This is a genomic window from Streptomyces sp. CT34 (assembly GCF_000805335.1).
In the GTDB taxonomy this organism is placed as follows: Bacteria; Actinomycetota; Actinomycetes; order Streptomycetales; family Streptomycetaceae; genus Streptomyces.
This window is the reverse complement of sequence record NZ_KN708638.1, coordinates 483545-509811: the sequence shown is the minus strand read 5'-3', so window position 1 is coordinate 509811 and position 26267 is coordinate 483545. Positions and strand designations below refer to the sequence as shown.

General features: G+C 69.2%; 22 protein-coding genes and 1 riboswitch. Of the genes, 6 read left to right on the top strand and 16 right to left on the bottom strand.

Annotation, left to right across the window (positions count from 1 at the left end):
• Nucleotides 1–170 precede the first annotated feature (170 nt).
• From RZ84_RS02260 to RZ84_RS02240, 5 genes are all read right to left on the bottom strand, one after another.
• On the bottom strand, nucleotides 171–539 hold the full coding sequence (locus tag RZ84_RS02260; protein ID WP_043262878.1) for a VOC family protein: 369 nt from the start codon (nucleotides 537–539) through the stop codon (nucleotides 171–173).
• Nucleotides 540–613: 74 nt separating this feature from the next.
• The gene (locus tag RZ84_RS02255) at nucleotides 614–2263 is read right to left on the bottom strand and encodes an NRAMP family divalent metal transporter (protein WP_043262877.1); all 1650 of its coding nucleotides are present in this window, start codon (nucleotides 2261–2263) and stop codon (nucleotides 614–616) included.
• A 296-nt stretch (nucleotides 2264–2559) separates the two neighbouring features.
• A riboswitch (M-box (ykoK) riboswitch) is annotated at nucleotides 2560–2733 on the bottom strand.
• 893 nt (nucleotides 2734–3626) lie between these two features.
• Nucleotides 3627–4847, bottom strand: a complete 1221-nt coding sequence (locus RZ84_RS02250; RefSeq protein WP_043262876.1) for a beta-ketoacyl-[acyl-carrier-protein] synthase family protein — start codon at nucleotides 4845–4847, stop codon at nucleotides 3627–3629.
• On the bottom strand, nucleotides 4844–5089 hold the full coding sequence (locus tag RZ84_RS02245) for an acyl carrier protein (protein WP_043262875.1): 246 nt from the start codon (nucleotides 5087–5089) through the stop codon (nucleotides 4844–4846). Before RZ84_RS02245 ends, RZ84_RS02250 begins: the two co-directional genes overlap by 4 nt.
• A gap of 528 nt (nucleotides 5090–5617) precedes the next feature.
• Nucleotides 5618–5989 carry an OsmC family protein gene (locus RZ84_RS02240; protein ID WP_052229709.1) on the bottom strand — a complete coding sequence of 124 codons (372 nt, stop codon included), beginning with the start codon at nucleotides 5987–5989 and terminating at the stop codon, nucleotides 5618–5620.
• A 567-nt stretch (nucleotides 5990–6556) separates the two neighbouring features.
• On the opposite strand from RZ84_RS02240, the gene RZ84_RS02235 reads away from it, so the two are divergent.
• Complete coding sequence (locus RZ84_RS02235) at nucleotides 6557–7456, top strand: hypothetical protein (RefSeq protein WP_078893513.1); 900 nt, start codon at nucleotides 6557–6559, stop codon at nucleotides 7454–7456.
• A 762-nt stretch (nucleotides 7457–8218) separates the two neighbouring features.
• Here RZ84_RS02235 and RZ84_RS02230 read toward each other — a convergent pair.
• The 7 genes from RZ84_RS02230 to RZ84_RS34905 form a co-directional block, all read right to left on the bottom strand.
• Entirely contained in the window at nucleotides 8219–8425 is a 207-nt protein-coding gene (locus RZ84_RS02230) for a hypothetical protein (protein ID WP_043262874.1), read from the bottom strand.
• Nucleotides 8426–9057: 632 nt separating this feature from the next.
• Nucleotides 9058–9984 (bottom strand): 2-dehydropantoate 2-reductase, encoded by a 927-nt coding sequence (locus RZ84_RS02225; RefSeq protein ID WP_043262873.1) that lies wholly within the window; start codon nucleotides 9982–9984, stop codon nucleotides 9058–9060.
• Nucleotides 9985–10197: 213 nt separating this feature from the next.
• Entirely contained in the window at nucleotides 10198–10767 is a 570-nt protein-coding gene (locus RZ84_RS02220) for a membrane protein YczE (RefSeq protein WP_241777519.1), read from the bottom strand.
• 238 nt (nucleotides 10768–11005) lie between these two features.
• A complete protein-coding gene (locus tag RZ84_RS02215) occupies nucleotides 11006–12286 on the bottom strand; it encodes a pyridoxal phosphate-dependent aminotransferase (RefSeq protein ID WP_043262872.1) in 1281 nt (426 codons plus the stop codon).
• Nucleotides 12287–12318: 32 nt separating this feature from the next.
• Nucleotides 12319–13080, bottom strand: a complete 762-nt coding sequence (locus RZ84_RS02210) for an iron-containing redox enzyme family protein (RefSeq protein ID WP_052229707.1) — start codon at nucleotides 13078–13080, stop codon at nucleotides 12319–12321.
• Nucleotides 13081–13760: 680 nt separating this feature from the next.
• Nucleotides 13761–14333, bottom strand: a complete 573-nt coding sequence (locus tag RZ84_RS02205) for a YbhB/YbcL family Raf kinase inhibitor-like protein (protein WP_043262871.1) — start codon at nucleotides 14331–14333, stop codon at nucleotides 13761–13763.
• A gap of 36 nt (nucleotides 14334–14369) precedes the next feature.
• Nucleotides 14370–15245, bottom strand: a complete 876-nt coding sequence (locus RZ84_RS34905) for a CE1 family esterase (RefSeq protein ID WP_052229706.1) — start codon at nucleotides 15243–15245, stop codon at nucleotides 14370–14372.
• A gap of 65 nt (nucleotides 15246–15310) precedes the next feature.
• On the opposite strand from RZ84_RS34905, the gene RZ84_RS42225 reads away from it, so the two are divergent.
• Nucleotides 15311–15775 (top strand): MarR family winged helix-turn-helix transcriptional regulator, encoded by a 465-nt coding sequence (locus RZ84_RS42225; protein ID WP_157878749.1) that lies wholly within the window; start codon nucleotides 15311–15313, stop codon nucleotides 15773–15775.
• A 194-nt stretch (nucleotides 15776–15969) separates the two neighbouring features.
• Here RZ84_RS42225 and RZ84_RS02190 read toward each other — a convergent pair whose 3' ends face one another.
• Nucleotides 15970–16281, bottom strand: a complete 312-nt coding sequence (locus tag RZ84_RS02190; protein ID WP_043262868.1) for a YciI family protein — start codon at nucleotides 16279–16281, stop codon at nucleotides 15970–15972.
• A gap of 408 nt (nucleotides 16282–16689) precedes the next feature.
• Entirely contained in the window at nucleotides 16690–17925 is a 1236-nt protein-coding gene (locus tag RZ84_RS02185; RefSeq protein ID WP_043262867.1) for an acyl-CoA dehydrogenase family protein, read from the bottom strand.
• Nucleotides 17926–18278: 353 nt separating this feature from the next.
• Here RZ84_RS02185 and RZ84_RS02180 point away from each other — a divergent pair, with 353 nt between their 5' ends.
• On the top strand, nucleotides 18279–19877 hold the full coding sequence (locus tag RZ84_RS02180; protein ID WP_241777518.1) for a phosphodiester glycosidase family protein: 1599 nt from the start codon (nucleotides 18279–18281) through the stop codon (nucleotides 19875–19877).
• Nucleotides 19878–19963: 86 nt separating this feature from the next.
• Nucleotides 19964–20359, top strand: coding sequence for a GNAT family N-acetyltransferase (locus RZ84_RS02175; RefSeq protein WP_043268889.1), 396 nt, complete (start codon nucleotides 19964–19966; stop codon nucleotides 20357–20359).
• Between the two features lie 212 nt (nucleotides 20360–20571).
• On the opposite strand, the gene RZ84_RS02170 is transcribed toward RZ84_RS02175, so the two are convergent.
• Both RZ84_RS02170 and RZ84_RS02165 read right to left on the bottom strand, forming a co-directional pair.
• Nucleotides 20572–21336 carry a CAP domain-containing protein gene (locus RZ84_RS02170; protein ID WP_043262866.1) on the bottom strand — a complete coding sequence of 255 codons (765 nt, stop codon included), beginning with the start codon at nucleotides 21334–21336 and terminating at the stop codon, nucleotides 20572–20574.
• A gap of 427 nt (nucleotides 21337–21763) precedes the next feature.
• Nucleotides 21764–24169: a helix-turn-helix domain-containing protein gene (locus RZ84_RS02165; protein WP_241777516.1), complete on the bottom strand. Its 2406-nt coding sequence runs from the start codon at nucleotides 24167–24169 to the stop codon at nucleotides 21764–21766.
• Nucleotides 24170–24331: 162 nt separating this feature from the next.
• Between RZ84_RS02165 and RZ84_RS02160 the strand changes: the two genes are divergently transcribed.
• Together RZ84_RS02160 and RZ84_RS02155 are read left to right on the top strand one after the other, a co-directional pair.
• Nucleotides 24332–25402, top strand: a complete 1071-nt coding sequence (locus RZ84_RS02160) for an AfsR/SARP family transcriptional regulator (protein WP_043262865.1) — start codon at nucleotides 24332–24334, stop codon at nucleotides 25400–25402.
• 8 nt (nucleotides 25403–25410) lie between these two features.
• The gene (locus tag RZ84_RS02155) at nucleotides 25411–26124 is read left to right on the top strand and encodes a DUF6585 family protein (RefSeq protein WP_043268885.1); all 714 of its coding nucleotides are present in this window, start codon (nucleotides 25411–25413) and stop codon (nucleotides 26122–26124) included.
• The last annotated feature ends 143 nt before the right edge of the window (nucleotides 26125–26267 follow it).

Genomic DNA, 26267 nt, shown 5'->3' with positions numbered 1-26267 from the left:
CGGGCCGTATGCCGGGCCGCCCTTCAGGCAGGAGTGTTCGATTCCGTTGCCGGAGCCAGGCCCGGAGCGGCGAGGTCGGCGCGGGTCATCGGGTACCTCCCATGCCCGGCAACGGCCGCCGCGCAGGGGCACGACGGCATTGCGGGCCAAAGTGGTGGGGCGGGGTTGGCTCAGGGCAGTGGTTGGAGGAATTCCAGGCGGTTGCCGACCGGGTCCTGGGTGTGAAAGCGGCGGTGGCCCGGCATGCTGACGTTCCACATGACCGGTGCGCCGTACTGTTCCAGGCGGGCGGCGAGCTGGTCGAGGTCGGTGACGCGCACCGCCGGGTGGGCCTTGCGGGGTGGGCGGAAGTCGTTCTCGATCCCGACGTGGATCTGCATCTGGCCGCCGTCGGCGGCGAACCAGCAGCCGCCCCGGTGGGCCAGTCCGGCCGGCCTGGGAACCTCCGTCATCTGCAGGGCGGTGACGTAGAAGCCGCGCAGGACGTCCTCGGAACCGGCCGGAGCAGCCAGTTGAACGTGGTCGAGGGCTGCGAGCATGGTGAACCTCCATTCGAGGGAGAGACGGGATCGGCGTCCTGCCGGGCGGTCAACCCGCCCCGGAAGGGCGGTCGTTACTGTCCCAGTGCGACCTGGACGATCTTGACGACGACCAGGACCATCGCGATGAGCAGGTAGGTGCGTAGGGCGCCCATGCCGAGCTTGCGTGCGGTGGACATGACCGGTGTGGTGAGCGTGTCCAGTGGGGGCATCCGCCAACTCTCCTTGCCGGTGCGGTCGATCGGGTCTTCCTTGGTGCCGGTGCGGCGGCGGGTGAAGGCGTATCCGGCTGCGAGGACTCCGAGGACGCCGCAGGCGGCCATGATGTCGAGGATCGCGGTGGAGTTGATGTCGGGGAAGAGGACCGAGGCGGTCAGGATGATGGAGAGGGTGACCAGGACTCCGACCACCGCGGCGGTGAAGGCGTTGGTCTTGGGGCCGTTGACCCAGGGGCCCAGGACGGCCTTGTCGTTGCAGAGCAGCAGCAGGAAGACGGTGGCGGAGGGCAGCAGCACTCCGGCGAGGGTCTGCACGCCGGTGGTGAGCAGGCCGAGGGGGGAGCCGGGGATGAGGACGATCGTGGCGGCCACCGCGACCAGGCCGGCGTAGACGGCGTAGAAGCCCTTGGCGCCTTTGACGCCGCGGTGCAGGGAGTGCTTGATGCCGAGGACGTCGCCGATGGCGTAGGCGGTGGAGAGGGAGACGGCGAAGGCGCCGATGATCGAGGCGTCCAGGAGGGCGATGGCGAAGAGGACTCCGGCCGTCTTGCTCACGTGGGCCTGCAGGCCGGCGGCGATTCCGGCCTGGTCGGTGTAGTGCCCGAGGCCGTTGGTGCCGGCGAAGGTCGCGGCGGTGAGGCCCATGATGGCGGCGGCGCCGATGACGACGATGGCGATGCCGATCCACAGGTCGGCCTTCTCGTAGCGCATGAAGCGGGGGGTGATGCGCTTGTCGATGACGTAGGACTGCTGGAAGAACAGCTGCCAGGGGGCGACGGTGGTGCCGACGATCGCGATGATCAGCAGCATGACGGTTGCCAGTTGGCCCGCACCGCCCGGGATGCCGGGCGTCACGAAGTCGTGCGCCATCTGTGAGGTCTTGGGGTGGATGAGGAAGTAGAGCGGGACCAGCAGCAGCGAGCCGATGCACAGGGCGACGGCGATGCGCTCGAAGCGGCGGAAGGAGCCGGTGAAGGCGGAGGCGATGATGATGGCGGCGGCCAGGATCACCGCGCCGGCCTTGGGCAGTCCCAAGTAGCCGGCGGCCAGGGTGATGCCGATGAATTCGGTGACGAGGGTGAGGGCGTTGAGGAGGAAGAGGTCGATGACGGAGAAGGCGCCCCAGAATTTTCCGAAGCGCTCCAGGATGAGGCGGGCGTGGCCGACGCCGGTGACGGCGCCGAGGCGCAGCACCATTTCCTGGTTGACGTAGAGGACGGGGATGAGCAGGAGCAGGGTCCACAGCAGGCTGGTGCCGTAGTTCTGCCCGGCCTGGCCGTAGGTGTCGAAGGCGCCGGCGTCGTTGTCGCCGACCATCACGATCAGGCCGGGGCCGACGATGGCCAGGAGGGTCTTGAGCTTGGCTGACAGGCCGGTGCGGGGCGCGGTGTCGTCGAGCTTGATGGTGCCCAGCGCGCCGCGGATGTCGCCCACGTGCGCGTCATCGAGCACCGCGGTGCGCTGCGCTGGAGTCGGCGGTGTGGCGGTGGTGGTGAGGTTGGTCATGGAAGCCTCCCGGGTCCCCCGGCGGGGGAGGTTGGGGTACGCAGCGGCGATCCCCCCTGCGGGCGCGCAGCACAGCGACCCGGGACGGCCGGTGGCCGTACGGGTGCCAGGCATGGTGGGGGAAGGCGCAGGAAAGGTGGTTACCGCGTACCGGAGGTCGGAGAAGACATACGGATACGGAGCCAACTGTGGCCCGGACTACTGCAATGACCGTCCATGTCTCTCGCCTCCTTCTGGCCGGGGCGCACGCGGGCGCCGAGCGGGCACAGTAAAGAGCGCACCAGTCCCTGATGACTGGTTCACCCCAACTCGTCAGAGCTTTGGCACTCCACGGCGTAATCCCCTTACCGGGGAAGCCACTTGGGGTCACCCCTTAGGCCGGGGAGACCTGTCCTGAACCTGGGCGTCTCTCGACGTCGTGGGGTCAGTGGCCTGTGTCCGTGAAGACGCCTCACCGAACGAGGTGCTTCCATTCGTTCAAACGGCAAAAACTCTACCCGAACGCTTGCGGGATTACGCAACTACTTGACGCAATCTTGACCAAGTCGCGGAAAGCGCGGCAAGTCGTGGTCACGCGCCACCAGCACCCAGCCGGGCCTGGGTCCGGAGTGCGACCGGCCGCCGTTCCAACGGCTGTCAGGCCAGGTGGAGGGGGTCGAGGAAATCCAGCCGGTTGCCGACCGGACCCATGGTGGAGAAGTGGCGGTGGCCGGGGCAGGCATCGTCCCAGGCCAAGGGGGCGGGAGCTGCGAGCCGCCGACGAGCGAGCCCTGCGCTTCCAACGGGGCGGCCCCCATCACGGACCGGTGGACCCGGTCCTTTCATGGCCATCCCCATCGGGTCACGGCTATTCCATCGGGTGTTTCTCCCGTCCTGCCAGACGTGTTCGTGGTGCGCAAGTACTGGGAAGCGCACCGCCGTTCAGGAGTGGGGGAGCAGGGCCCGGCCGGCCGCCGATCAGTTACGTCGGCTCACCGCGATTGCGTCCGGATCAGCTGAAGCGGAGGGGGAATCATGACATCTCGGAAGACGCGGAACACCAGCGTCAGGAGCATGGTCGCAGCGGCTCTGGCGGTGCCGTCCCCGATCACGTTGCCATCGTCACAGCCGTCAACGGCGACGGGACCATCGAGAGCATGGGCGGCAACGAGGTCGCCAACGATCCCGCAACCGCCTCCGCCCACCACGACGGCCCATACAGCGGTGCGGTGGGCGACAGCTCGTACTGGCGCATGCCGATCGGCGGCTATGTCTCGCCGGCCAACCAGCCCGAACGTTTCGTGCCGGTTCGCCGGTTCGTCCGGCGGACCGCTTCGGCTTGTGGAGTGCGGGGGTCCCGGCCGGGATTCCGTACATCCGGCCGTCACGCGGCAGTGAAGGCAAGCACCGCGTTCTGTCCCCCGAAACCCATGGAGTTGCTGACTGCCGCGCGGATCCGGCCGGGGCGCGGGGAGGTGACGACGTCCGCGTGGATGGCGGGGTCCTGGGTGGTGAGGTTGGCGGTCGGGGGAATGGTGTGGTGCTGGACGGACAGGACCGTATAGGCGGCTTCGACCGCCCCGGCTGCGCCCAGCAGATGTCCGGTGACGCCTTTGGTGGAGGTGATGGTCGCCTGGGAGCCCAGGACGCGGACCAGGGTCGTTGCTTCCACGGTGTCGTTGAGCCGGGTCGAGGTGCCGTGGGTGTTGGTGTAGGTGATGTCGCGGTCCGCGAGGCCGGCGTCTGCGAGGGCGGCGCGCAGGGCGTGCTCGAGTCCGGTGCCGTCGGGGTGGGGGGCGGTGGGGTGGTGGGCGTCGGCGGAGGCGCCGTATCCGCTGATCAGGGCCCGGATGTGGGCTCCGCGGGCGCGGGCGTGTGCCTGGGTCTCCAGGACGAGAACGCCGGCGCCTTCCCCGATGACGAACCCGTCCCGGAACCGGTCGAAGGGCCGCGAGGCGCCGGCCGGGTCGCCGGTTCTGGACGAGAGGGCTCCCATCTTCGCGAATCCGGCGACGATCAGCGGGGTGACGCAGGCTTCCGTGCCGCCGGCCAGGGCCACGTCCGCGCGGCCGCACAACAGCAGGTCGCGGGCGACACCGATGGCGGTGGCGCCGGCGGCACAGGCGGTGGAGACCGACAGGTTCGGCCCTTGGGTGCCGAACTCGATGGCGAGGCATCCGGCGGCCATGTTGGACAGACTCATCGGGACGGTCAGCGGGGAGACCCGGGCGGGGGCGCTGCGCAGGAGGCGGGCGTGTTGGGCCTGGAGGCTGCTGATGCCGCCGAAACCCGTGCCCATGACGACGGCCGTACGCGTGGGATCCGGTTGCTCCGCCGCCAGGCCGGCGTCCGCGACGGCCTCATGGGCGGCGATCAGCGCGAACTGCACGCTGCGGTCGAGGCGCCAGACCAGCTTGGGGTCCAGCAGCCGTTCGGGGTCGAAGTCCGGTACGCGACAGGCGATGTCGACGCGCAGGCCGGCGAGTTCGGGGTCGGTGGCGGCGGTGGGCCGCGCGGTGAGCAGGCGGCGCCAGTTGCGGGCCGCGCCGATGCCGGCGGGGGTGATCAGGCCGATGCCGGTGACCGCGACGGCGGCGGTGGTCATGGTGCGGGTGCCCGTTTGCGTTCCAGCAGATCCACCGCGGCGGCCACGGTGGTGACGGCCGCGGCCTCCTCCTCGTCGATGTCCACGTGGAAGTCGTCCTCGAGCGTCAGCAGGAACTCGAGCCGGGCCAGCGAGTCCAGGTCCAGGCTGTCGAAGGTCGCCTGCGGGCGGACTGCCGCCGGGTCGACGCGGAACTTGGTGGTGAGGCAGTGTGCGAGGTGGTCGTACAGCGTGGTGTCCATCGCGCGCTCCGGGGTGGGCGCTCGTCGGTCAGGTGGGGACGTGGGTGGTGGCGACGCAGTCGGTCGAGTAGAGGCAGGTCGCGTCCTCCGACGGCCGCTGTGACGGCGGGATATGGCTGACGGGATATGGCTGGCGGGACGTGGCACAGGGGGCAGCGCACGAGCCTGCCCCCGACGTATGGCGCGCCGCGCGCCCAAACCGCCTGACGGCCCGCAAGCCCGACTCGATGGCCCGCTGCTCCACGGGCAGCGGGCCGTTCCCCTCGCGGCTACGGACGTATGGCCTGGCCCTGCGCGGATCACGAGTACCTTCATGCCATCGATCGCGTCAGCGGCGGCGCAGTGAGCACCCGGATTATTCAACGAAGTTTCAACAGTTGGTAGAACAGCACCGAGTCATGCTGCGAGTGCCTGGCACCATCATTCAGTGCCCTGGCACCATCATTGCTCGTGCACACCCACGAGCTTGTTGAGCAGGAACCGCTGCCGGAACTCGTCAACAAAGCCAACGTCGCCTGAGCCTGTCCGTCAGGCAGCTTCGAAGAGCAGCTGCCTGCTCAGTGTGGAGCGGACCGGCGAGCACTCGATGCGCTTCGTGACCGCGGACCGGTGCACCTCCAGCGCCGGGTTGAGGGCGAGCTCGTAGCGGAACCGCGTCGCCGACTCCTCGCGCTCCAGATGGACCCGCACACTCACCTCAGCATCGGTGAAGCCCAGCTCGGCCAGTGCCATCCGCGCGGAGATGGTCATGCACGTGGCCAACGCCGCCTCCAGCAGTTCATGCGGCCGCATCCCCGCCGTACCGCCGATACCACCCTTGAGCGTGTCGGCGAGGCCCTCGTTGTCGCCGGCCTGGAACCTGACCTGCCAGGGCGTCGGAAGCGCCACAGCCTCGATCATCGCCTTTGCCCCTCCTGCCGGAAGCCGAGTGGCCAGGATCGTAACGATCAGTTCGCATCACAGGAAAGCGGCATCCAGATGGTGGAACCGAAGACTTGGGCAACGGGGCACTGTCGCGGGTGGTGATCGACGAAGCATTCCTCAAGTTCGGTGTGCACTTGTCTGCTGCCCCTGGGCGCCTGGCCGGGGGGCAGGTAGTTGCGCGTGGTCGCGGCGTCGATAATGCCCCTGCGCCGCATGAAGGTTGAGGATCGCGAGTATCTCCGAGACCGTATCTTTCCCGTCAAAATGCGCCATTTCAGGAGCTTGCGGGAACCCTGTACTCCAGAGTCGCCTCATCATTCGCAGAGATGCACATCGGTGTGTCCAGTACGAAGTGGGGGAAACATGACACGTATGGCACAACAGCCCGTGAGGGCGTGGAAGGCGACCGCCGGCTCCGCGGTGACGGTGGTCGCCGGGCTGGCCTTGGTGATCGGGGCGGCGGCTCCTGGGCAGGCGGTCCCCGCAGCGGCGACTGCGGGGGCACGGTCCGCTCCGAGCTGCGGTGCTGCTGCGACGGGACCCATGACTGCGGCGACGCGGACGAATGCCGCGGCCGGGACGGAAAACGCCCCGGCCACGGCCGTCACCGGAAATGCGGCGCAGAAGCTCTCCTACAGCCTCGCTCCGGAGGCGCCGATCGGCCTCTGGTCGTCCTCGAACGTGACCCTGCGGACCCCGGTCTCCAAGGGCACCGTCAGCCTGGACGTCACCACGCGCGGCTTCATCGCCGATTCTCTCCTGATCCAGCGTTACGACGAGAAAAGCCACCGCTGGGTCGACCTGGACGTCCAACCGGTCAGCAACGAAAGGCCGGACGAGAGAAGGTTCTCCTTCCCCGTCTCGGCGGCTGCGAGCCCCGGCCGCCCCGCCACGGTGGCCCTCCGGGTCCAGGCCATCGACCGCCCCGGCCGCCTGGCCGTGACCGTTTCGGTCAATGACGGCCACGGCCACACCTACCGCGCACCAACGCGCAACGCCGTCGTCGACCGGCCCACCACCAGGGTCACGGGCTGGCCGCGCGGTGCCGGTTTGGTGCGTGGCGGGGCGGCGAAGGAGTTCGAGCTCACGGTCGAGAACACCACCAAGCGGGCCTACCCGGCGCTCAGCGCGGGGTACTTCGCCTACGGTCAGAGCGGCAGCCGCGCCGTGGCCCCCAAGGACCTGGTGCTGCAGCAGTATGTGCCCGGCCACGGGTGGCAGCGCGTGTCGTTGGTGCCCGGCGGCTGCGACCCAGGCATGGGGGCCCAGTTGATCCCGATCGCCAAGACACCGCTGGCACCCGGCGCCACCGCCGTCTACCGGATGCGTCTGGCGGTCGCAGGGGACGCTCCCGCGGCCAACGTTGACGCGGGTGTGTCGGTGGGAACCGGCGACACGTCGTTCTACCACCGCACGTTGCCGTTCAGGATTCGCGCCAGGTAGCCCCCGACGAGAGCATCTCGATCACGCGCGGGGAGTCGGGGGCAGGGACGAGAGGCAGGCGCCGCATCACCTTCGACTCCCCGTCAGCGTGCGTCGCCGATGTCAGGTGCCTGCCGCCAGCGTGTGCGCTGCCTCCGACGTCCTCTTGGACCTGCCGGCGGTGTTCCTTGTGTTCAGGCCGAACAAGCCCTTCGTGAGCAGAGGCCGATCCGCGCCGGAAGGGAGTGTCCAGTGAGTCAGCGACGCCCACCGCCGAGGAGAACCGTGCGTTCCGATCGGAGCCAGGCTCGCTCGGCCCCAGCCCGTCCCGGACCCTGATCGCGAGCGTCCCATCGGAAACGCCGCTCGCGCCACCCGAACCGTCTCCGACGGGATCGATCCTGCTTGTCCCCATAGGGATGCATCGACATCCGTACTCACCCCATACGCCAACGTCGGCCTTCACGACCACAACCAAGTCGCGAAGGCCGACGTCACGCCGGGCCCCGAATTGAGCCTCGGCATCTGTTGTCGCTCGGCGGGGAAGTGGGCCGAAACGGCCGATGTGGGCCTGGGTCGGCTCACCCCGCGGCGGGAACGGGTCTGTGCGCTCCTCGCCGGCGAGCGACGGTCCCCGCCTGCCCCGGTCCCGGATCGCCGAACTCGCCTACAGACGCGCAGACTTTGTCAGCTGCCCCTACGTAAGCAGGAGGCCGAACTACCCCCGGCGGCCCGGGGGCGGTGTCGGGGTCCGGTGACTGAGAACCATGCGAAAGCCGTGCCTCAGAGCGTAATCGGGCCCAGGGGGATGTCCGACACGTTGACGCCGACGGACTTCACGGAGCCTTCCAGGACAGGCACGCCACCGGGGCCCTGGGTGACCTTCGCGACGAGGCCGTCGACGGTGCCACCGACGGAGAGGCCACCGGCTATGCCGTCCAGGTCGGCGTCGGCTATCTCACGGGTCTCAATGGGAGAGGTGTTGCTCATGGCGATGGGCGTCCTTTCATCTTGGTATGGGGTCGCAATGCGTAACGCGCGCACTGCAGCGGGAACCCTTGCTGCGAATCCCGTCATGAGCATGAGCAAAGCACGCCCGGTGGGGTGTGGTGGATCAAACGCCACACTCTTCACGCGCTGTACACATCAGCTCGTGAAGCGGAAGGCTGACGTCGGGCCGGAATCCTGGGAACATGCCGGCCGCCGCGATCCGTCCGTGGCTCTGTTGGTGATTGATTGGCCGACAGGTCAGGTTGGCAGCTGAGAGTGAGGGCGGCCGGTAGTTGGGCAGTGGTGGGTGCGCGTGCCCCTACCCGCGTTGGGTGCCTCTACTCAGCACCCGCCGTTCGATGTACTGGCGGTCCACACCCACGTATTGATCCGGTTCCCGCCCCGTGTCCGTCGAGGGTGGCGGTGGCGGTGGCGTCCGGGTGCCCGTTCCAGCCAGGCGCGCCGGCCATGCCGGCCGGCGAATGCCCGACGACGACCGCGTTGGGGATCGCCAACGCGCCGAGTGCGACAGCCACATCGTCGAGGGCAGCAGCCTCAACGGGGCCATGGTTCGCCGGCCACACCGTCTCCCGAGTGGCCATGTCTCCTCAGGTCATGGCCGGAACGTCTCCTCAGTCCTTCGGCGTTCCGAGGGTGTAGGGGGCGAGAATGTCGGCGACGGTCTGGTTGCGGGGCGCTGCGAGGCCGAGTTCGGCGGCCAGGTCGGCAACGCCGCCGCTGAGCCAGGGCAGTTCCAGGCGATTGCCGCGTTCGAGGTCGTGGTGCATGGAGGAGGTCATGTCCGGGGGCAGGGTGTCGATGAAGGCGAGCCGGTCGTCGGGGAACGTCTCGTCCAGTGCGATGCCGGATGCCCGGGCCACCGCCACCGTCTCGGCCATGATGTCGCGGAGCAGGGTGCGGGTGCGCGGGTTGTCCCGGATGGTGCCGATGGGCCGGCGTACGGCTGTGGTGGTGGCGGACAGTCCGACCAGGAAGACGAACTTCTGCCAGATCACCTGGGCGATGTCGTCGCTGATCTCGGCCTCGATGCCGGCTGCGCGGCAGGCGGCGAGCAGTTCCTCCGCGAGGGGCCGGCGGTCGGGGTGGTAGGGGCCGAAGACCATCTTCTGGAGTGTGCCGGTGTGGGTGACGACGCCGGGTTCCTCGATGTGGGCGGCGATGAAGCAGGCGCCGCCGAGGATGTTCTGTTCGGGGAGATGGCGGCGCAGCACGCTGTCCTTGTGCACGCCGTTCTGGAGGGAGAGCACGGCCGTCCCTCGGTCGGCCAGGGGGGCGAGCTGGGCGGCGGCCTCCTCGGTGTCCCAGAGCTTGACGGCGAGGAGGACCAGGTCGGTGGGGCCGAGTTCGCCGACCTGTGCCACCGCACGGGCGGGCGGCGTGCGGACGTCCCCCAACGGGCTGCGGACCAGCAGTCCTTGGCGCTGTAGGGCGTCGAGGTGCCGGCCGCGGGCGACGAAGGTGACGTCCGCGCCCGCGGCGGCGAGGCGGGCGCCGAAGTACCCGCCGACGCCGCCCGCGCCGAGAACTGCGATCCGCACGGTGGTGCTCCTTCCTGTGGGCGGTGTCCCGCCCGGTACGAAACGGTGTGGGTACCGGTCGTCGCGCGGTGCCCGCGGTTCGGGGGGGCCGGTCCACCGCACGCCGGTGGGTGGCCGCGGGCAAGCACCGGTGACCGATGTGCCGGGGCGGGTGTCGCACCGTCGTGCAGGCGAGCCGGGACCTTCGGGCAGCTGCGCCAACCCGCCCGCAGACTACCGCCGGATGCGTCTACCGATCACGGGTCCCGCTGCTGCCACGGAACGTTCGGCGGTCCGTCGGTAGGCGAACCAGGGCAGGAAGAACTGGGTGACCGGGCCGACCATCAGGGCGTACAGCACCGTGCCGACGCCCACGCTCCCGCCCAGGAGCCAGCCCACGCCGAGCACGGTGAGCTCGATCAGGGTGCGGACCAGCCGGATGGAACGTCCGGTCGCGGCGGACGTGCCGGTCATCAGTCCGTCCCGGGGGCCGGGGCCGAAGCGTGCGCCGACATAGACCGCGACGGACAGGCCGTTGAGCACCACACACCCGACGAGCAGGCCGACCCGGGCGGCCAGTCCGAGGTGCTGAGGGATGAGTGAAAGGCCCAGGTCGGACGAGGACCCCACAACCATGATGTTGGCGATGGTACCCAACGTCGGCTTCTGCTTGAGGGGGATCCACAGCAGAAGCACGAGAACGCCGAGGAGCGCACTGATCATGCCGAAGCTCAGGGGAGTGTGGTGCTCCAGCCCCTCGTAGAGGACGCTCCAGGGGTTGACGCCCAGAGACGTGCGCACCATGGCCGAGAGGCTGAACCCGTACAGGGCGAGACCGACGAGCAGTTGGGGAAAGCGTCTCAGCGGACGCTCACCGAGGGGAACGTACGGGGGGGGCGGCAGGGGCGGGCGCGTGCGGGCCGCCCCCCGCCCCTCGTCGCGTTCTTCCCGACGGCGACGGAGTCCGTGCTTGTAGGTGTCCGTGATCTCCTGCTCCACTCCAGTCGCCTCCGGTGGGTGTGCCTGCCTGCGTCACTGCTCGTCAGGACTCCAGGCGACTCAGGGCGTTCCTGATCCGTCTGCCGGCCTCGCTCAGGAGCGCGCCCGTCCGGCCGCAGTTGATCCGTACGAAGTGGTCCAGGGGCTCGCCCTCCGCGAAGTGGTTGCCGCAGATCGTGGCGACCTTTGCCTCGTCCAGCAGGAACCCGTCGGCGGTGCGGAACCCCCGCTTTCGGTAGGCGTCGGCGAAGGCCGAGAAGTCGACGAAGAGGAAGTACCCTCCCTGCGGGATGTTGATCCGCAACGAGGGGACCGCGTCGAGCTCTTTCACCATGGCGTCGAGATTGGTGCGCGCGGCCCTCGCTCTGGCGGTCGCCACCTCGTCCATCTCCGGCCGCAGCGCGACATGCGTGGCGACCTGGCCATAAGTGGAGGCGAACGAGGTGAGGTTGACCTGTGCGCGGGCGGACGCCGCCACGATGTCCGATGGACCGCAGAGGTAGCCGATCCGGTCGCCGTGCATGCCGTAGGTCTTGCCCGGGCCGGTCACCGCGACCGTCCACGGCCGCATCGAGCAGTGACTGCCGTCGGGGAGTTGGACGTCGATGGCGGCGAAGGTCTTGGCACGGGGCCCCAGGACATGGGCCTCGTAGGGGGTGTCGAACAGGACGTGGACCGGGCTCTCGCCGCCGGCCTCGCGCCGCAGGTTGTGCCGGGCGATGATCCGGGCCAGCGCCGACAGTTCCTCGGTCGAATAGACCTTGCCCGTCGGGTTGATGCAGTCGCCCAGTACGACGATCTTGGTTCGCCCGGAGAGCACCTCTTCGAGAGCCGGCGCCGTCAAGCCGTCGCCCGCCGTGACCCGGACGGTTTTCGGGACGGCCTCGTGCAGCCGCACCATGTCGGCGTAGTGCGGCCAGTTGGGCACGGGAACGACGACCTCGTCGCCAGGATTCAGCAGCGCGTGGAAGGTTACCGAAATCGAACCTTTCACACCGCCCGGGGTGACCATGATTTCACTGTCCGGGTCGTACGAGATTCCGTGGAGGCGAGCCACCCGTGCGGCGATGGACTCCAACAGGAACGGAAACCCTTTGATGGGCGCGAACGCATGAATCGTGTCGGAGCGCTTCTGAACGAACTCGACGACCCCGCAGTCGATCCGGGGATCGGTGGGTGTGTCCAGCGCGCCGATACTGAGATCGATGATCTGCTCGTCCTCGGGGAGACCACGGTTGAGGGCTGCGAGCTTCGCCGCGGTCCCGTGAGTCGCCGATTCCGGTATACGCAGGATGGCATCGGAGATGCCGCGATTCTTCTGCACGATGGTAGGTGTCGCCTCTCCCGCTGCGGAATTCAACTCGTGGCCACGGCCTTGTACATCGCGTTCCACATGTCCAGTTGGATGTTGAGGGTCTCGGTCGCCGCATAGGAGATCTCGGCGACGTCCGCATCGGTGTGGCAGTTGTTCAGCACGCACTTCTTCGCGTCGGCGGCGTGGCGTTCCTCGACGCCCTCGTCGCCGACATGGACATTGAAGTAGATCTCGACGTTGTCCACGAACTCGTCCGGAGGCAGCTGCTTCCGGTTGTTGCGGAATGCGGTACGGCAGACCTGCAGCATCTTGTCGGCGTGCGACTCCAGGGCCATCGCCACGCCCAGCATCCGGTGGTAGTTGCTGCTCAGCAGCTCCAGAGTGCGCTCGCGGTAGGCCACCGTCTCGGGAATGACCAGGTCGCTGTCCCGCGCCTCCCGCACGAGGAGCGGCGGCAGGCCGAACTCGGTCCGGCCGTAGAGGTTGTGGGAGTTCTCCATCAGCAACTCGTGGCAGTGCGCCGCCTCACCGTTGCCGGTCTCCTCATTGAGGATATGGGAGAACAGAACCAGCGTGTCGCGGTCGTCGTGGGCCGCCGCCTGGGCGCACACATAGGCGATGCCCTTGACCGTGCCCTCGGTCCGGTGGAAGAAGTTGGCGCGGTGGAAGTCGTAGGCCCGGTCGGTCCACGGTGTGTTCTCAAGGAAGGCGAAGTAGTCGTTGCCGTAGACGCGGTGCTGCTCCAAGCCGTCGATGAGCGCGGTGACTTGATCGTGGATTCCGACTTCGGTGGTGTTCGTCATCTCGCTGCTACCCCCTGTGTACGCAGATTTCGAAGGGCGGCCCGCGAGATTTCCGGGCGGGCCCGCACTCCAGTGGATGAATGTCTTACCGAAGCCGTGGGTCGGGTGAGTCATCTGCTCACCATCAGAAGCCGTTCCGGACGGCAGCCATGGCCTCTCGTCTTGCCTCTCGCCTTACGAAGGCACTGGGATCGATCCCTGCAAAAGTTCCCCTTCGGCAAGCTGCGAGGGCCACTTCGGCTCGGTCGAGATCCACGGTGACGCAGCGACCGTTACCGAGAACAGGTCACAATCGGCCAGATGCGGAATTCCGCCTGCGTGGGTCCACGCCCGACACGTCGCGGAGCCGAACCGGATGCCGACCCTCGTGCGTGAACTGCGGCATTGCGGCAGGTCATCCCAGAAAAATCCGGCCCGGTTTGGGAAAACGGACTCAGAATGGACCGTCAATTACCCGCCGGTTCGCCGCCGGCCGAGAAAAAATACTCAGGGGCCGGAAATTCCGGCGGGGGTGACCAGGCCCACGCACTTTTTCTCGCCCGTGCAGCGGAACAGCCTTCCTCAGGACCCGCCGTGAGCGACACCGACGGTCATCCCCGCCCAGGAGTGATAGTTGGGCACGCCGGCCGCCCAGTCACGCCGACCACGCCGGCCGCCGGACTGCCGGATGTCCCGACGCCTCAGGCTCGTTCGTACATCCCGTCGAGACGGCCGCGAGCCAGGACGTCACCGGCGGCGGCCAGTACGTCGCGCGGTTTCGCGCCGGCCAGGGCGGCACCGCTCGAACCCGAGGTGATCGGTGTGGTGAGAGCGAAGAGTTGGAACACATACCGGTGCGGGCCGTGGCCCCTGATCGGTGCCGGCCCCAAGTAGCCGCGGCCCGTACCCGAACGCAGTGGGCGTACGCCGTCGGCAGGGTTCTCCGCGTCCAGCGCCCCCTGGGCGAGGCTGGTCACCGAGGGGTCGAGCAGGGCGACGCAGTGGACGAACGGCGCGGGGGTGGGCGCATCGGGATCCTCGACCACCAAGAGCAGTTGCGCCGTGGCCTCGGGCGCCGGAGACCAGGTCAGGGCCGGCGACAGGTCCTTGCCGCCGGCTCGCGTCGCCGTGTGCACCGTCGGCATCGTGGCCTCCTCCTCGAAGTCCGGACTGCTCAGTGCGAGCGTGTTCTCCCCGCCCAGGTTCGGTGAGTTCCAGGCGAGGCCCGCTTGGCCCGCCCGTCGGTTCTTCAGCAACTTGCCCAGCAACGCCATGGCTTTCTCCTTGTCGGGAGGGTGCGGGGGAGGGGTTCAAAGCCGCCGGGCGCCGGCGGGTACGAGCAGGGGCTCGGCGAAGCGGCAGATCTCCTCGGCCGCGTCGAATTCCTGACTGGTCGGCTCGGCCCCACCCGGAGCGGCAGCTACACCCGGCCAGGTGTGACCGCCTCCGATCACCGTCCAGGCGACGACCCGGGAACCGCCGACGCCACCGTCGGCCGCGGTCCGGCCGGAGAATTCGGTGGTGCGCGTGCGGCCCGGTCCGGGAGGGCACCGGTCGATGGCGCGCCAGCGCTCGGCCGTCTCCTGGAGCGACAACGTCCGGCCTCGCAACTCCCCGTTGGGCCCACGGTGTCGGGAGTACCCGCCCTCGATCGGTGAGACCCTGTCGGCCGTGCCATGGATCAGCATCGCCGACACCGCATGCGTCGGTTGCAGACCGCGCAGGGCCGCGGGCAGCCCGCCGGCGACGGCCGCCAACACCGCCACCTGAGCGCTCGCTTCCAGCGCGAACCGGTGGGCCATGAAAGCCCCGTTGGAGACTCCCGCCACCACGCTCAGCTCGGGCGACGTGCCGTACCGTCCGGCCGACCAGTCGACGATCGCGCGGAGAAAGGCGATGTCATCCACGCCCGCCTCGTCCGCCGTGGTGACACCACGGCCGTCCGCCCAGCACCCCTCGTAGCCATCCGGATAGGCGACCGCGAAGCTCCACCTATCCGCCTGCTTGTCGAACGTGGTCCATTCGCGCATCAACCAGCCGCCGGCGTCCGGATGGTTGCCGTGCAGCACCAGCACGAGGGGCACCTGCCCATCGTCCGCCACCGCTCGCGGCAGCCGGATCGTGAAGCTGCGCCGCCTCCCGCCGACCGTGAACTCACCAGCTACCAGTTCGCCATCGCTCACCATGCGTCCACTTCCCCCTGGCCCCATATATGCAACAGAACTGCGCAGTTATCCTGTACTTTAGCGCCATGGAAGAAGATGCGGCAGCCATGGGCATGGAGGCGGCCACCGGACCGGACGCCGCGGCCATCGCCGATGAGCTCCAGTTCCTGGTCGGCGCTCTGGTCCGGCAGCAGAGGGCGGTATCACCGGCTCGCGAAGTGACCCTGTCGCAGGTCTCGATCCTCAAACGGCTCGACCGCGAGGGACCGCACACCGTCGCCGACCTGTCCCGACTGGACAAGATCACTCACCAGTCCGTCACGGTCTCCGCGGCCGGCCTGGTCGACCGAGGGCTCCTACAGCGCATCCCCGACCCCCACGACCGGCGACGCAAGCTGCTCCACATCACACATGAGGGCAAGCGCCTGCTGACCGAACGCCGGGACGCCGGCCACGAAAACCTCACCGATGCGATCGCCGGCCGCCTCAGTGGCGCCGAACGGACCGAACTCCGCAGCGCGCTCACGCTTCTCCGGCGACTCCTCGACTGAGGCGTCTCCCAGATGGCGGACTTGCGGCAGCCAACGTCCTGGCCTCCGCCGCCCGACCAATCGACGGGTACGGCGTGGCGCACCCAGGACCGTGAGGCGAAGCGGCTCATCGCTCATTCCGGGATCCCGGAACATGTCCGATGAGCTGGGCCCGACACCTGAGCCATCGGACACGTATCGCTATGAGCCGCCCATCACCGGCGTCCCAACGCCTCCAGGAACACCGGGCCCGCCTGGCAGGGCTGGACCTGAATCTCGGCCCACACCCCGTCCGTCACATAAGGCTCCGTCTCCAGCCAGGCATCAAACTCCGCGCGCGTGGGAAAATCCATCACCAGCATGGAGCCGACCATCCGCCCCTCGTCGTCGAGGATCGCGGTGCCGAAGAGGGCCTTGCCCTCTGCGACCAACGGTGGCCCTTGGGCCAAGTGCCGCTCACGTGCGGCCAGTCGCCGCTGCTGTGCTTGCTCGTCCTTCGCGTCATACGCGATCAGCAGGAACTGCATGCCCTCTTTCCCCATGGCCCGTGGCATCAAAACGCCCACAATAGTGGGGACCGACAATAGTGGGGCCCGACGAGTCGGCCCCATGACGGAGACAGCCGCGGCGGATCGACCGGCCGCTGTGTCCGCGGACGAACGATCAGCGGCAGGTTCGCTTGGCGGGCGGCTCCGCCACGGAGCCGCGACCGGCCGTCTGAAGTTGCCAGTCGGCCAGGGACGTTGCGCAGGGGACCGAGCGGCCGAGTCGGCCGGCACCGCGCAGCGCCGCGCCGGCGAGGCCCACAGCGGTCGGCCGAAGGGATCGGTGATCCAAGCGTGAAGCGATCACGTGATCGCCCGGACAAGTCCTCGCAGATCGGGCCGGGGTGGTGCGCGCGGCAGCACCGGCGTGATGGACGCTCGGCAAGCGTCTCAGATCAGCGGGGTGATCTGCTCCTCGATGCCGAGCAGGGACCGGCCGTAGATCTCGGTCGCGATGGCGGGGTTGAGCATCGCATGCCGACTGCCGGTCCCCAGATCCCGCCAGATGCGCTGCAACGGGTTCCCGTCGGCGAAGCTCCTGGCCCCCTGCACGCTCAGCAGGATGTCCACCGCCTCCCGCGAGCGGCGGACGAGGGTGGCGATGTCCATCCGCACCCGGGCCCGGTCGGGAACGGGCATGCACCGGCCGCTCACCGCCCACTTGTCGACGTCGTCGGCCGCACGCATCAGGTGCAGGGCGGCCGTATCGATCAGCTGAGCGGCCTCGGCGAGCTGCGTCTGAGTCGCGGGTGCCTCGCGGGCTTCCTGGTAGAAGGTGTGCGAAATACCGCGCCCCTTGGCGACAGAGGCCAGTACCAGCTCCAGTCCGCCGCGGGCGAGGCCCAACAGCGGACCGGCGAGGGACAGGGCGAGCGTGGGGACGAAGGCCGCGCGGTACAGGGCCTCGTTCTTGAACTCGGTCGGATACTCGCCGCGCCTCGCCTTGGTCAGCGACAGGATGCGGTGCGCAGGAACGAAGACGCCGTTGGCGACAAGGGTGTTGCTTCCGGTGCCGCACATCCCGGTCACCTGCCAGGTGTCCTCGATCGTCAGCTGTTCCATCGGGACCAGCGCCAGCCCTTGGTCCGGCTGCTCGCCTGACGTGCCGGTCACCGGCGTACCGAGCAGTGCCCATCCGGCGTGCAGGCAACCGGATACGAAGCCCCACCGTCCGGAGATGATCTGCCCCCCGTCGGCCGCCTCGCTCGTGCCCTGGGGAGGAAGGGCGGAACAGGCGCGGGCGCGGGGGTTGGCCTCGTATACCTCGCGCTGCGTGCGTTCGGGATAGAGGCTGATGAGCCAGCCGGAGATGTTGGTCAAGCTCGTGATCCAGGCGGTGGATCCGCAACCGCGGCCGAGTTCCGAGCTCACTTCGACCAGGGTGCGGATGCTCGCCTGGTGGCCGCCGAACCGCTCGGGGATCGTCATGCCGAACAGGCCGGCCTCTTCGAGCGCGACGATGTTCTCCTCGGCGATCCTCCGGTCCTGCTCGGTCCGGGCGGCATTGCGCCGAAGCAACTCGACCATCCTGGCGGCCCGTTCGGGTAAATCGGCCCACTCTCTGGTCGCTTCCGGCTCCGTGCCGGTCGTCGGCCCGGTGGCCCGGTCCCTCGCGCCTGTCGTCATGGGGCCCTCCTCCACACACGGGTGCCGTCGCAGAAGGGGAGCACCCTGACTTGCCCCATCAAAGCATCACCAACCGCCGAGCGGTGGCAGAAGGACGTCGTCCGTGCCCTCCCTCCCTCACCGCGCGGCACGTTCCGACCACCCTGCCAGTAGGCCGCGGTCGTGGCGCTTCTGCCGGGGTGGCAGTGGGCGCCGGCCGGTACGGCGTGCAGCCCAGCGTTCACCTCGGCGTCGCCGGGCCGTCGTGCTGCCGAACAGGAAATATCCCGTCCCCACGTTTCGATCGGCCTCCTACATCCGATACGAAGTCCCGTACGGGTTGGACACCTTCGTCCCGCAGGAGTGTGGATCCCTTGGAGAGCAAGAAGGCCAGGCGTGCCTGGGCAGGCGCGAGTATCGCGGTCGTGATGGCGGTGGCCGCCGCCTCCGGGGCGAACGGGACGGCCCAGGCCGGCTCGCCGGCCGGTGCACGGTGGTTGACCACGTCGACGCAGAAGCCGGCCCCGGGTGTGCAGGTTCGCACCATGACCCGTCAGGACCCGACAGCCGCACCGTCCTGGACGGTCACCGTCCAGGCACCGGCCGCCGGTCGGCTGACCGGCGCCGCGACCTGGTCCGAGGTGGGATCGAAGTCCTGGGCCGACACCACCGCCCGGCGGCTGACCACGAGCGGATTCCGGCCCCGCGTTGCGCCCGTCCGCTGGCCGGGCTACACCGACACCCCGAACGGTGTGATGGGCCTGCGGGTGCGGGTGGGCTCGTACGCCACCCGGGCGGCGGCGCGGAGCGCGGCCGGTTCGATCGCCGCCGCCGGGTTCCACACCGCCGTCGTATGGACCGGCTACGACGCCGACCAGCCGGCCGACGGCGAGGTGGTGCACGTCGCGGTCGTCGACCCGCGTGCCTTCGCCGGAAGCGTCCAGGCGACCCACGACGGCAAGGTCACGCAGCGCGAGACGACCTCGTCGGTCGCCGCGAAGCTGAGGTCCCTGGTCGGGATCAACGGGGGGTTCTTCGTCACCGCCGACTCCGATGGCGTGCAGGGTACGCAGTCCGGGCTGGGAGCCTACGGCGGCAGGCTGGAATCGCTGTCCGCCGGCGCCCGGGCCGCACTCGTCCTCCAGGACGGCGGACGGCACGACCGGGTGGCCGACATCACCACCACCGTCACCGCCCGTGCCGGCAGGGCCACTTACCAGGTGCAGGGTGTCAACCGCCTGCCTGGCACGGTACGGGACTGCGGGCGCCCCGGCGCCTCACCCAGCGACCTCCCCTGGCAGGACGTCACCTGCCACGAGCCCAACGATCTGGTCCTGCTCACGCCCGAGTTCGGCGCGGCCCTGCCGACCGGACCCGGGACTCAGGTGGTCATCGACGCCGCGGGCCGCGTGGTGTCGGTCGGTGCGCGAGGCGGCAGCGTCCCGGCGCACGGTGCGGTGCTCCAGGGCATTGGTGCGGCCGGGAACTGGCTGACGGCCCACGCCAGGGCGGGACACCCCATCCGCATCACCCAGGACATCCGCGACACGACCGGCCGACGGATCCCGCTCGGTCCGCACGACAGCGTCGTCAGCGCCGCTCCCACCCTGGTGAGGGGCGGCCGGATCAGCATCGACGCGGCCACCGAGGGCGTCGTCGACCCCGCAGACCTCTCCTTCGGCTACACCTGGGCGAACGTCCGCCAGCCGCGCACCATGGCCGGGATCGACGCCCGAGGGCGGCTCCTCCTGGTCACCGTGGACGGCCGGCGGAAGGGCGGCAGCGAAGGCTTCACCCTCGCCGAAGGGGCGGCGTTCATGCGCTCGCTCGGCGCCGTGCAGGCCCTCAACCTGGACGGCGGCGGATCGACGGCCATGGCCGTGAACGGCCGGCTCGTCAATACGCCTTCGGACGTCACGGGGGAGCGTGCGGTCGGCGACACCATTCAGGTGGTGCCCTCTCGGCAACACTGAGCCCCGTCACCGTTCTCTCAAGAGGGATCGCCGGGGGGCATGGTGACGGGCTACGGCGGTTGTCCCGGGCGACCTACGCTCACGGCATGACGATCACGTACGAATGGCGGGGCGAGTTCGAGAACACAGCCGTCAACGCACTGCACGCGGAGGGCTTCAACGATCGGGCCCTGTACATCGACTGGCTGGAGCGGGTCCGTCGCCACAGCCTCGGCTGGGTCTGCGCCCGGAGCGACGGCGAACTTGTCGGCTTCGTCAACATCGCGTGGGACGGCGGGGTCCACGCCTTCATCCTGGACACCGTGGTCAAGGGAGACCTTCGCCGCTCCGGGATCGGGGTCGGATTGGTCGCAGCAGCTGTCCGGGGTGCCCGGGCGGCGCGGTGCGAGTGGCTGCACGTCGACTTCGAGGACGACCTGCGGGCGTTCTACTTCGACGCCTGCGGATTCAAGCCGACGAAGGCGGGCCTCATCGCGCTCTGACCGGGTGCCAGAGATGTTCCGGCGGCGTCCTGCATACCGGCCATACCGGCCCCGGCCCGGAAGGGATCATCGTCGAGCTGTCGGAGCGGATTGGCCGACATCCGACCCGCTGCCGACGAGTCCTCACTCCGTCCGGAGGGTGCTTCCGTGTAGTCGTGCGGTGATCACCGCGGGAGTCGCGAATCGCCGATATCTGCCGTAATCCGGTGCAACTACCGAGCGGCGCCGAAGTCCTGCGTCCAGTAGCTGCCGGGTTGCGCGAGGCCGACGCCGATCTCCTTGAACGAGCAGTCGAGAATGTTGCGTTTGTGTCCGGGGCTGGACATCCAGCCCGCCATCACGCTCTCCGGGGTGTTGTACCCGTAGGCGACGTTCTCGCCGTAACTGCTCCAGTTGTAGCCGGCGCGCGTGATCCGGGCGCCCGGGTCGGACCCATCGGACCCGATATGCGACATATTGCTGTGGTCTGCCATGTCCTTGCTGTGGTCTTGGGCGGCCTTTGTCAGTTTTGTGTTGAGGGTGAGAGGCGAGCAGCCGGCCTTGGCGCGTTCCTGGTTGACGAGTTGCACCACACGTGCCGCGATGTCGGAAGCCGGGGCTGCGACGACTGCGGGAGCGCTCGGGGATGCGGTGGGCGCCGCGGAAGTCGGCGCCGTGGCAAGTGCCTTGGGAGTCGTCGGCGCTTCGGGTGCGGTCGTCTTCTTCGGTGCCGTCGGTGTCTTCGACGCCTCCGGTGTTTCCGGGTGCTGCGGTGTCGCGGACGTCTCCGTGGGGCTCGCGGTGGGTTCCGGGCTCCCGTCGTCCTGCGTCGGCTGGTGCTCGACCGCGGAGGCGCTCCACTGTTGATGGGAGTGACCCGCTTCGCCGGACTGTCCGCCCCAGCAGGCCATGGCGATGGAGGGGACGCCCACGGCACCGACGGTGAGGGCGGCGATGCTTATCCGCCGGTAGTTCCTCTTCTTGCGGTGCTTCGTCATACGTGACCTCACTCGCTCACTGCGGATCGCCATCGGACGGCTGGTTCTGTCCATACCCGCACCTGAGCAGGGAAGATGCCTCGCCGGCCACCATTCTGAGAAGTGCCCGGTATGCGGGGCAATGAGCAGTTCTACTAAGCGGCCTAGTAGCCGCTGTGCCTCTTGCCATGGGTGGGTGGACGTGCTGCGCCGCTCCCCGCGCGTGCCCCATGTACCTGTCGCTCCGTCAGGACTGTGACCGGCGGCAATCCGCGGGCACAAGGATCAGTGGAATTGGTGAGCGTCGCGTGCCGTGGATGTCATTGCCAGATCAAGGCGGACAAAGCCTCATATGTCGGCGCGGAGGCTGCTACTAGGTAGGGAGTTGACTGCGTTCGTCGGTGTGATGCATGTCATGGGGGGTGTGAAATCGGGGAGGGAGTGTGCGTCACCGTCGTTGGGACAAACCGCCTTCAACCGGGCCCGGATGTTCTCCGTGGGACGACGCGCCTTCCGTGCGGCGGGGTCGATCACGCGTTTCCCGGTAGTCGCGGGCGAGGTGGTGTTGGAGGCGGGCGTGGCGGAACTGGTAGACCGCGCCGGCTTGGCGTAGCACGCCCCGCTGATAGGCGTCTTCGAGGAAGGCGACGACGGACCACGGCAGCCGGCCGGTCAGCGGCAGCCAGATCCGCGCGAAGACCGCCCACTGGCCCCAGGCGGTCAGGCTGAGTGCGTAGCCGAGGCCGCCGCCGAGTCCGCTGATGACGCCGAGTTTGATCGCGGCTGCGACATTCCAGATCAGTGGGCCCAGGATCGTCGACATCGGCCGGATCGCGATCTCGGATCCGAAGCCGACCAGAAGCCCGAAGGTGGGGCCCCACACGAGGAATTGCGCGGCCACCGTTCGGAAGTTCGTGCGCAGGAGGCTGACCGGATTCACGGCGGAGCGGATGTCGAGAGGGGTTTCCAGCAGGGTCAGGAGGCCGAAGGTGGGGCCGGCTCCCAGCGCGAAGACCAGTCCGTAGAGGGTGCCGTCGCCGAGGCCGGCGGTCAGGCTGGTCGGCAGGCCGGCGTGATGGACGACGCCGTTGAGCATGCCGCGTACGAAGCCGTAGCCACAGCCGAAGACCAGACCGCACAGCACCCCGATCAGGAGTTGGGGGAGCGGTCTGCGCAGGGTCTTGGCTTCCCTGCCGAACAGTTTCATGCGCACGCCGGACGGCTTCACCGCCGTGTTCTTGGCCGCGACCATGAACCAGTACGCGATCCCGAACAGGAGCCCGGAGAGGAGCCCTGCCACCACGCCGTCCGCGAGCTGGAACCCGAGGGAGTCGAAGAGGGCGCCGACGGCGCTGTCGATGAGCCCGATGGCCAGGCAGATCACCAGCGCGGTCGTCAGGGTGCGGGTGGAGCGGCGCACCCCGCTACCCAGGCGCCACCACTCCAGGTTGGGGGTGTCGAGCCGCGTCAGGTGGTGGGCGAGGTAGCCGAGCCAGTACTGGGCGCGCTCCGGGTCGACGGCACGGCTGCCCGGGCGGTGCTCGGGCCGGGGGCGGTAGACGGTGGCGGTGAAGTTGTCGAGGAGGTGGTCCTCCAGGTCCTCGGGGCTCGGGAACCGCCGGGTGTCCAGAAGCGCGGCCGGGTCGTGGTCGGGGGTGTCGCTGTAGACGGCGCGGGCGAGCGTCACCATCAGCGGAGTGGTCAGCACCGCAGCGAGGTTGGCACCGGCCTGGTTGTGCGGCCGTTCACGAAGCTCACTCAGCACGGGGTCCCAAGCCGTCGCCGCGGGGTCCCCGCCACGGGCCTTGCGCGCGGTGCGCGGCAGGTAGGCGGCCAGGTCGTTCAGCGTCAGATCGGTCACCTCCACCGCGGCGGCGGAGGTGAGCACGTCGGTCTCCGCCACCGCGGCGGCGTACTCGGCGGGACGGCTCGTCAGCAGCAGGGGAAGGGTGGTGGCGTTGAGCGCCTCCAGTGCGGGACGGCGCAGGCCGCCGGCGATCTCGTCGAAGCCGTCCAGGACGGGGAGTACCCCGCCGGTCTCGACCAGCGCGGCGGCCAGGCTCGTTCCACCGGGGCCCGTGGCGGCAAGACCCGGGTGGTCGCGTGTCAGTTGCGCGGTCAGCCAGTCCCGGAACGTGACGGCGGTGGGATCCCATGAACCGATGCTGAAGATCACCGGTACTGCTTCGGTGCGGGCCCTCGACTTCAGATGGTCCAGGACGAACCGCACGGTGAGGATCGTCTTCCCGGAGCCGGACCGGCCCAGCACCACCAGCCGCCCGGACGGGATCCGCCGGTACACGCCCACGATCTCGTCCAATCGCCCGCTCAGGTCCAGCGGGCCGCGGGTGTCCCCGGCGGGTAGACGGCGGATGTTGGCCCAGTGGTCGGTCAGCTCCTCGGGAACCTGTTGCCAGCACACCGGCAGCGGGTAGGGGTCGTGGACCTGCCGCTGCTCCTCCTCGCGCTGCCAGCGGGCAGCCACCGCGTGCGCCAGCTGCTCGGCGACGTCCACCAGGGTTTCGCGCACCACCGGGACCGGCTGTTCCGCGGCCGGTTCGACGTGGCCGGTCGATTCGTCCGGTTGCTTCCCGTCCCCGTTACCGTCCCCGCTCCCGCCCCCGTCCCCGCTCCGGCGGATGGCCGCCGCCAAAAGCTCCTCGCGTTCCTCGGACGCCAGACCGAGGGCGTCGGCGAGCAGCCGCACGGTGGTCACCCTGGGGTCGGCGCGCTCGCCGGTCTCCAGGCCACGGACGGTACGCACGCCCACACCGGCACGCTCGGCCAGGGCCTCCTGGGTCATCCCCGCCTGCTGCCGCAGCCGCCGTAGCAGCGGGCTCAGCTCATTGGTCACGGTCACCGTCTTCCCCCGAAACATGTCTCTTTCCCCAGGTGAGGGACTCTAGCGCGGCCACCGGCCGGATACGGCCGGTCTCCTGGCCTGTCCGTCGACCGGTGCCGGAACCAGCATCGACGGCATCTGCCAGCCCGATCAGTACGGAGCCCGGAGAGCCCGATGCCGACGACCGCCATCACCGGCCCATCGACCTTCACCACACTCACACATCAGGAACGCGAGGTGCTCTACGCCGTCGGCTGCGGCCTGCAAGACACCGAGATCGCCTTCGTGCTCGCCATGCCCAAGGACACCGTGGCCGGACACCTCGCGCGGATCCTCACCAAACTCGAACTGCGCGACCGGGCCGCCGCCATCGTCCACGCCTTCGACTGCGGCCTGGTCGTCCCCGGCCACGGTCCCCGCAAGCCGGCGGCGGACCCGGTGCCGCGGACCGCCGTCCGCCGCGTGCGCGAACCGCAGTTGCGGATCTCCGTGCTCGGACCACTGCAGGCCCGGCGCGACGGACAGCCCGTGGACCTGGGGCACCTGCGCCAGCAAGCCGTACTGGCCACGCTGGTGCTGTGCCCGGACCGGACGGTCAGCCAGCAGGAACTGCTCGACGGGGTATGGGGAATGGAGCCGCCGATCACGAAGGTGGTTCCGGTGTACGTCTACCGGCTGCGCAAGGCCCTGCGAGCCGGGGACAGTACGGACTCGGTGATCCGGCGTGACCGCTGCGGCTACCGGCTGACGCCCGGCGCCGTCGAGGTGGACGTGGTGCGCATGGAGGAGCTGGTCACCGCCGCCGGGAGCGCGGAACGGGACGGTGAACTGGCAGAGGCGGTCCGATACTGCTCGCAGGCGCTGGACCTGTTCCGAGGGGAGCCGCTGGCCGGCCTGCCCGGACCGTTCGCCGAACTGGAGCGGCTGCGGCTCACCGAACGCAGGATCGCCCTCGTACAGCGGAAGCTGGACTGGCAGCTGAAGCTGGGCCAGCACGCCGAGGCGATGGCCGAACTGCGTGCCCTGGCCGTGGCCCAGCCCCTGAACGAACCGGTCGCCGCGATGCTGATGCGCGCCCTGTACCGTAGCGGCCGGCAGGTCGATGCGCTGACGGTGTTCGACCGGACCCGCCGCCGTCTGGCCGACGAGCTGGGGGTGCTGCCGGGCCAGATGCTGCGGCGCACACACCAGATGATCCTGCGTGGGCAGGACACCGGCATCGACCTCACCCGCAGCGCGTCGTGACCCGACCGATGCCGTGCACACGCGGTGAGGAGCTGCTGCTGGCGAGGATTTCGGCAGCGGCCGGCCGCGAGCACATCGGTAAGCGGCATGCCACCTACGCCGCGATCGCGCACACCAAGCGCACGCCTGCCGTGCCGATCCGGGTGGTCCGGCGCCTGCTGGCCTTCGCCCGGAACGGCCGACCGTCCGCGGCGAAGGGGAGCGCGGAGGCGCGGCTGGACCTGTACGAGCGCGGGATGACCATCGCCGTCAAGGGGCGGATCCACGTCGTCCGCTACGACACCACCGCGGTGTTCCAGATGAGCACCCGGCACCCCTCCGGTTCGGCCCGCGGCGCCGCCACGCGCAGTTACACACTCCTCGATGCCAAGGGAGAGCGGGTGGTGCTGTGGGGCAGGCCGGAGGCCGGCGACGCGGAGGAATGGGGGCCGGAGATCCGGCGGGCCGTCATCCATGCCCAACTTCCCTGGGCCTGGGCCGCGCTGGGCAAGGGCGGGCGGCTCACCTTCGGGGACATCTGGCTGACGAAGGAGGAGGTCGGGTCCGGCGAGGTGCTCGCACGGTGGCCGCAGGTGCGGCAGATCGAGATGAGGAATGAAGCCATCAGGCTCAATATCAACGGGAATTGGCATACGCTTGGTCCAGCGGTGTCCCATATCCCTAACTTCTTCGTCTTCTTCCTCCTCGCCGAGCGCCTTCGCGTGGGCGGCAGGCGCCCATGACGGCGAGCCGATCGTGCGAGGCTCCGCCGACGCCCGCCCGACTGCCCGCCCGACGTCCGACAGACCGTCATGGGCTCCGCGCGCCCGGTGCCTTGGAGTGCACCGCGCTTGTCTGCTCGGAGACGGCTTCGCCGATTTCATCG

Excerpts from the sequence above, each read along its gene's own strand:
- RZ84_RS02260 (WP_043262878.1), bottom strand. The coding sequence starts at position 539 with ATGCTCGCAGCCCTCGACCACGTTCAACTGGCTGCTCCGGCCGGTTCC.
- RZ84_RS02255 (WP_043262877.1), bottom strand. The coding sequence starts at position 2,263 with ATGACCAACCTCACCACCACCGCCACACCGCCGACTCCAGCGCAGCGC.
- RZ84_RS02250 (WP_043262876.1), bottom strand. The coding sequence starts at position 4,847 with ATGACCACCGCCGCCGTCGCGGTCACCGGCATCGGCCTGATCACCCCC.
- RZ84_RS02245 (WP_043262875.1), bottom strand. The coding sequence starts at position 5,089 with ATGGACACCACGCTGTACGACCACCTCGCACACTGCCTCACCACCAAG.
- RZ84_RS02240 (WP_052229709.1), bottom strand. The coding sequence starts at position 5,989 with ATGATCGAGGCTGTGGCGCTTCCGACGCCCTGGCAGGTCAGGTTCCAG.
- RZ84_RS02235 (WP_078893513.1), top strand. The coding sequence starts at position 6,557 with ATGACTGCGGCGACGCGGACGAATGCCGCGGCCGGGACGGAAAACGCC.
- RZ84_RS02230 (WP_043262874.1), bottom strand. The coding sequence starts at position 8,425 with ATGAGCAACACCTCTCCCATTGAGACCCGTGAGATAGCCGACGCCGAC.
- RZ84_RS02220 (WP_241777519.1), bottom strand. The coding sequence starts at position 10,767 with ATGGTGCGCACGTCTCTGGGCGTCAACCCCTGGAGCGTCCTCTACGAG.
- RZ84_RS02210 (WP_052229707.1), bottom strand. The coding sequence starts at position 13,080 with ATGACGAACACCACCGAAGTCGGAATCCACGATCAAGTCACCGCGCTC.
- RZ84_RS02205 (WP_043262871.1), bottom strand. The coding sequence starts at position 14,333 with ATGGCGTTGCTGGGCAAGTTGCTGAAGAACCGACGGGCGGGCCAAGCG.
- RZ84_RS34905 (WP_052229706.1), bottom strand. The coding sequence starts at position 15,245 with ATGGTGAGCGATGGCGAACTGGTAGCTGGTGAGTTCACGGTCGGCGGG.
- RZ84_RS42225 (WP_157878749.1), top strand. The coding sequence starts at position 15,311 with ATGGAAGAAGATGCGGCAGCCATGGGCATGGAGGCGGCCACCGGACCG.
- RZ84_RS02190 (WP_043262868.1), bottom strand. The coding sequence starts at position 16,281 with ATGCAGTTCCTGCTGATCGCGTATGACGCGAAGGACGAGCAAGCACAG.
- RZ84_RS02185 (WP_043262867.1), bottom strand. The coding sequence starts at position 17,925 with ATGACGACAGGCGCGAGGGACCGGGCCACCGGGCCGACGACCGGCACG.
- RZ84_RS02175 (WP_043268889.1), top strand. The coding sequence starts at position 19,964 with ATGACGATCACGTACGAATGGCGGGGCGAGTTCGAGAACACAGCCGTC.
- RZ84_RS02170 (WP_043262866.1), bottom strand. The coding sequence starts at position 21,336 with ATGACGAAGCACCGCAAGAAGAGGAACTACCGGCGGATAAGCATCGCC.
- RZ84_RS02160 (WP_043262865.1), top strand. The coding sequence starts at position 24,332 with ATGCCGACGACCGCCATCACCGGCCCATCGACCTTCACCACACTCACA.
- RZ84_RS02155 (WP_043268885.1), top strand. The coding sequence starts at position 25,411 with ATGCCGTGCACACGCGGTGAGGAGCTGCTGCTGGCGAGGATTTCGGCA.